The organism is Ruegeria sp. BHSA123 (assembly GCF_059613425.1).
Window position 1 is genome coordinate 1 of sequence record NZ_JBXWSL010000120.1, and the last position, 5,036, is coordinate 5,036.

A 5,036-nucleotide genomic window follows, 5' to 3' on the forward strand; every position below is an offset into this window, starting at 1 on the left:
CTTCGACCGTCAGCAAACCCGCTTGTACAGGTCATCGTGGTCTCGGAAGGTGCTGATGAAGCGGACAAATGGATTGCAGAACGCTGTGGCGCAGGGGATGTAGTTGTTACCTCCGATATCCCTCTGGCCGCGAAATGCGTCGCAGCGGGTGCCCAAGTTTTGCGCCCGAACGGCGAAGCTTTTACGGCAGCGAACATAGGCCAGCAATTGGCAATGCGTGATTTGATGGCTGACCTGCGGGCCGCCAATCCGCTGGGGGCCGGAGGCGGCGGCCGACCATTCAGCAAAGCAGATCGTTCAAGGTTTCTGGATGCGTTAGAGCGGGAACTTCGCGCAGCGACCCGAGGATAAGTGCAATCATCGGCAAGCTAAAATGCGAGCCTGCAACCAGAAACGCCCGTTTACAAGCCCGCTGAAAGAACGCAGGCTGCGAAAGACTTCTGATCAGGCTATTCGCAAACGGAGACCGAATTATGAAAGTACAGGGTGCTCATTACCGGTCAATTTGGTGGGACAAATCGGCAGGTGAGGTTCGGATTATCGATCAGCGATGGCTGCCCCATGACTTTCGGGTGGTTACCCTGAAAACGCTGGATGAATTTGCGACAGCGATCCGCGACATGTGGGTCAGGGGTGCGCCACTGATTGGTGCAACAGCCGCGTTTGGAATTGCCGAACAGATGTCCCGTGACAGCTCTGACGCTTCGTTCGACGCCGCATATGACGTATTGCACGCGACCCGGCCAACGGCTATCAACCTGCGATGGGCTTTAGACAGATGCCGCGACGCGCTGATGCCACTTGCCCCAAGTGATCGCGCTGAACGGGCCTGGGCACTGGCACAGGAAGTTGCAGACGAAGATGTCGAGATCAATGCATCGATAGGTCGCCATGGGCTGCAACTAATCAAAGATATTGCAGCCCGAAAGCCTGCAGGTGAACCGGTGCGGCTATTGACGCATTGCAACGCCGGATGGCTGGCAACGGTGGATTGGGGAACGGCGACAAGCCCAATGTATCATGCGCATGACGCGGGCATTCCGCTTCATGTCTGGGTGGATGAGACCCGACCGCGTAATCAGGGGGCGCTGACATCCTGGGAGCTTGGTGAACACAGCATTCCCCATCGTTACATCGTGGACAATGCAGGCGGTCACCTGATGCAACACGGTTTGGTTGACGCGGTCATCACCGGTACAGACCGGACCACGGCACAAGGCGATGTCTGCAATAAAATCGGTACCTACCTGAAAGCCTTGGCGGCGCGGGACAACGGGGTTCCGTTTTACGTCGCCCTGCCCTCACCTACGATTGACTGGACGGTTCGGGATGGAGTGTCGGAAATACCGATCGAAGAACGCGATACGAAAGAAGTGACCCATGTCATGGGTGTGGTTGGACAAGGGGGTATTGCCGACGTTCGCGTCACCCCGAACGGGACGGAAGGTGGCAATCCTGCCTTTGATGTCACACCAAACCGGCTGGTGACGGGGCTTATTACCGAGCGTGGCGTCTGTGCCGCCTCTGCCGAAGGCCTTGCCGGTTTGTTTCCGGACCGAGCCGGCTAGATTTACACCCCACGCGGCATGACCGCTGGCACGCTCACATAGTTCGAGAGCGAAACGTCACCTCAGGCAGGGACTGCCAGACGGTTCTCTCGGATCGGTAGATGAACGATGGCGCTGAAAGCCCCTATTGCCACACCGATCCACCAGACAAGGGCATAGTCACCATATTGGTCATACATACGTCCCCCCAGCCAGACGCCCAGGAAACTGCCAACCTGATGGCTGAAGAAGATTATGCCATAGAGTGTTCCCATGTAACGCAGACCATAGAGGTGCGCGACAAGACCCGACGTAAGCGGAACGGTGGCCAGCCAAAGTGACCCCATCACCAGCGAGAATGTAATAACGGACAACGGCGTTATCGGGAAAATGATGAACAACGCCGCAGCAAGCGTCCGACCGGCATAGACCGAGGCCAGCAGATATTTCTTGGGAAAATGATTGCCAGCCCAGCCCGCCAAAAGGGTCCCGGCGATATTGGCCAAACCAATCAGTGAAATCGATACCGCGCCAAGTGCGGACGTGGATGTGATGCCGATGGAATGCAGCACGCTGCCGGGTTGGATCGGGCCGCACATTTCGGTCACGAATGCGGGGAAGTGAGCCGTGACAAATCCCAGCTGGTAACCGCAGCTGAAAAATCCAATAAATATCAAAGCGTAAGAGGGGTCTCGGAACGCCTTGCCCAGAATTTCGCCCATGCTTTCTTGCAACGCTGCCTTTGAACCTAGCTGAGGCGCCCGCATGAAGGGCAAGGTCAATACAAGCGCTAGAATCGCAGCCGCAAACACGACGAAGACCTGTTGCCAGGGCAGGAATGACAGCAACCACTCAGCTGCCGGCGCGCCCAAAACCTGTCCGAAACTGCCCGCCGCTGTAACGACGGCCAGCGACATGGACCGATTTTCATCAGAGGACGCACGACCGACCACAGCCAAAACCACGCCGAACCCGGTTCCGGCAATGCCAAACCCCACCAGCCACGCATAAACCTGATGCCCAAGCGGTGTGACGGACCAGGCCGACAGAACCAGACCGGCAGCATAGGTCAAGGCACCGAGGACAATGGCCTTTCGGTCTCCTACTTTCTCAGCGATAGCTGCAAAGATCGGTTGACCGATGCCCCAAGCCAGATTCTGGATGGCGATCGCCAATGAGAAATCCGTGCGCAGCCAGCCAAATTCGCTGGCAATCGGAATCTGAAACACGCCGAAAGACGCGCGCACGGCAAAACTGACCGTTATGATGATGCATCCAACGATCAGGATCGGGTTCAACATGCGGGTGGATTGCGGCATAGCGACCTCGGGTAGTTTGGTCCGACGGACCGTACTGCATTTACGGATCGCGTCAATTCAACAGATTTGCGGTCACGAATAAGCAATTTTGATACGTCAGGGAAATGGCATCTTTTCAACGCGCTGGGTCACGGGTAAGGCTCTGGGTCATGACGGATCTGATTTCGCTTTACGAAGCCCGCGTTGCGGATGGAACTCTGACGCGCGACGACGCTCAAGAAGCCGTTTTGCCCCAGTTTGATCGCATCCTCGCGGCACTGGCCGAGCCGGTAAAACGAGGGTTTTTCCGCAAGGCTCCGCCAACGCCCAAAGGCCTGTACCTATGGGGCGGCGTCGGACGTGGTAAATCGATGCTGATGGACATGTTCGTCGACACGCTGGGTGAAGTCCCCGCACGGCGCGTTCACTTTCATGCCTTCATGCAGGAAATCCATGCCGGAATGCACAAGGCCCGAAAAGAGAACGTCGAAGATGCTCTGGCACCTGTGGCGAGAGAGGTTGTGAAATCCGTCCGCCTGCTGGCCTTCGACGAGATGCAGATCACTGACATTACGGATGCGATGATCGTTGGCCGCTTGTTTGACCTGCTGCACGAGGGTGGCGTTGTTGTTGTGACCACGTCGAACAGGCATCCGGACGAGCTGTATAAGGATGGGTTGAACCGGCAATTATTCTTGCCTTTTATTGCCCATATCAAAGACCAGTTGCAGGTATGGGAACTGGTATCGCCCACGGATTACCGTCAGAACAGACTAGAGGGTGCTCCGGTCTATTTTACACCCATCGGGCCCGAAGCGCGGCAGAAAATACGGGATGTCTGGAAAGATCTTGCAGGCGGTCCTGCCGATCCGTTGATATTGCAGGTCAAAGGCCGCGCTGTCGAACTGCCCGCATTTCGCAATGGTGTTGCACGGGCTTCGTTCTATGACCTGTGCGGCCGGATGCTGGGACCGGCAGACTATCTGGCTATCGCAGAAGCAATTAAAGTGCTGGTGCTTGAGGACATCCCCCGTCTGTCGAGAAATAACTTCAACGAAGCCAAGCGCTTTGTCATCCTGATTGATGCGCTCTACGAGGCAAAAGTTCGGTTGATCTGCTCGGCTGCGGCAGAGCCCGAGATGTTGTATGTCGAAGGTGAAGGCACCTTTGAGTTTGAGCGTACTGCGTCGCGCCTGCGGGAAATGCAGGACCAGAACTGGGGGAAGTAGGGGGCTCTGCCCCCGTCGCGCTGCGCACGCCTCCCCCGGAGTATTTGCGAAAAGATGAAGCTTAACCGTTTTCTCGCAGGATGTTTCCGGCAAGATAAAGGGAGCCGCAGATCAGGACACGCGCCTGTGGGTCTTGATCCGTGATTGCCTTCAACGCATCCGAAACGCTTGCAGCGACCGAAGAGGGCAAGCCAACTTTGGCGGCGGCGGCGGCGGTTTCATCGGCGCTGAGCGTGGCCGCCTCGCCCGGTATGGAGACGGCAGTCAGACTTGCAACCTGTCTGGACAGTGGCGCGAGATACCCAGTCACGTCTTTCGTGTTGAGCATACCGCAGATTAAATGCGTGGGACGTTGCGGCATTTTCGCCAGCACATCGGCCAGCGCGATACCTGCGGCCGCGTTATGCCCTCCATCCAGCCACAGTTCGACCTGAGGGGCTTGCTCGGTCAGCGGGCCGGTTTTGAGACGTTGCATACGCGCAGGCCAATCGGCATTGGATACGGCAGCCTCGTAGGCCGCGTCACCCATTGAAAGATGACGCAGAACCGCTAAGGCGGCACCGGCATTCTGGAACTGATGTGCACCCAGCAGGTTGGGTAGCGGCAGATCACGCAGCCCGGTTTCGTCCTGATAGATCAAGCGCCCGTTTTCTTCATGAACGTGCCAATGCTGGCCATGTACAAGCAGCGGTGCGCCCAACCGGGCGGCTGTGTACTCGATCACCTCCAGCGCCTCGTCTTCTTGCGGGCCGACGATGCATGGCACACCAGGTTTGATAATGCCCGCCTTTTCGGCGGCAATCTTTCCCAGGGTGTCGCCCAGATACTGTTCATGATCGATTGAAACCGGCGTAATGACTGTCACCGCCGGTTCATCAATCACATTTGTCGCGTCAAGCCGTCCGCCCAGACCGACCTCGAGCAGAGTGTAATCTGCTTTGCAGCGAGAGAAGGCCAGCAAG

General features: G+C 57.1%; 5 protein-coding genes. 3 read left to right on the plus strand and 2 right to left on the minus strand.

Annotated features, from left to right (window positions below; all coding sequences use genetic code 11):
- Positions 1-351 (plus strand): YaiI/YqxD family protein (locus AC2FNC_RS20030; protein WP_496716452.1); only part of this gene is annotated, 351 nt, incomplete at its 5' end.
- Positions 352-473: 122 nt separating this feature from the next.
- Positions 474-1,568 carry an S-methyl-5-thioribose-1-phosphate isomerase gene (gene mtnA / locus AC2FNC_RS20035; protein WP_480605723.1) on the plus strand — a complete coding sequence of 365 codons (1,095 nt, stop codon included), beginning with the start codon at positions 474-476 and terminating at the stop codon, positions 1,566-1,568.
- Between the two features lie 62 nt (positions 1,569-1,630).
- Here the strand turns inward: mtnA and AC2FNC_RS20040 are convergent, their stop codons facing one another.
- Entirely contained in the window at positions 1,631-2,866 is a 1,236-nt protein-coding gene (locus AC2FNC_RS20040; RefSeq protein WP_496716454.1) for an MFS transporter, read from the minus strand.
- 149 nt (positions 2,867-3,015) lie between these two features.
- On the opposite strand from AC2FNC_RS20040, the gene zapE reads away from it, so the two are divergent.
- Positions 3,016-4,074 carry a cell division protein ZapE gene (gene zapE, locus AC2FNC_RS20045; RefSeq protein WP_496716455.1) on the plus strand — a complete coding sequence of 353 codons (1,059 nt, stop codon included), beginning with the start codon at positions 3,016-3,018 and terminating at the stop codon, positions 4,072-4,074.
- Between the two features lie 61 nt (positions 4,075-4,135).
- Here the strand turns inward: zapE and AC2FNC_RS20050 are convergent.
- A partial coding sequence (locus AC2FNC_RS20050; RefSeq protein WP_496716457.1) for a bifunctional folylpolyglutamate synthase/dihydrofolate synthase occupies positions 4,136-5,036 on the minus strand: 901 nt, incomplete at its 5' end.

Excerpts from the sequence above, each read along its gene's own strand:
- mtnA (WP_480605723.1), top strand. The coding sequence starts at position 474 with ATGAAAGTACAGGGTGCTCATTACCGGTCAATTTGGTGGGACAAATCG.
- AC2FNC_RS20040 (WP_496716454.1), bottom strand. The coding sequence starts at position 2,866 with ATGCCGCAATCCACCCGCATGTTGAACCCGATCCTGATCGTTGGATGC.
- zapE (WP_496716455.1), top strand. The coding sequence starts at position 3,016 with ATGACGGATCTGATTTCGCTTTACGAAGCCCGCGTTGCGGATGGAACT.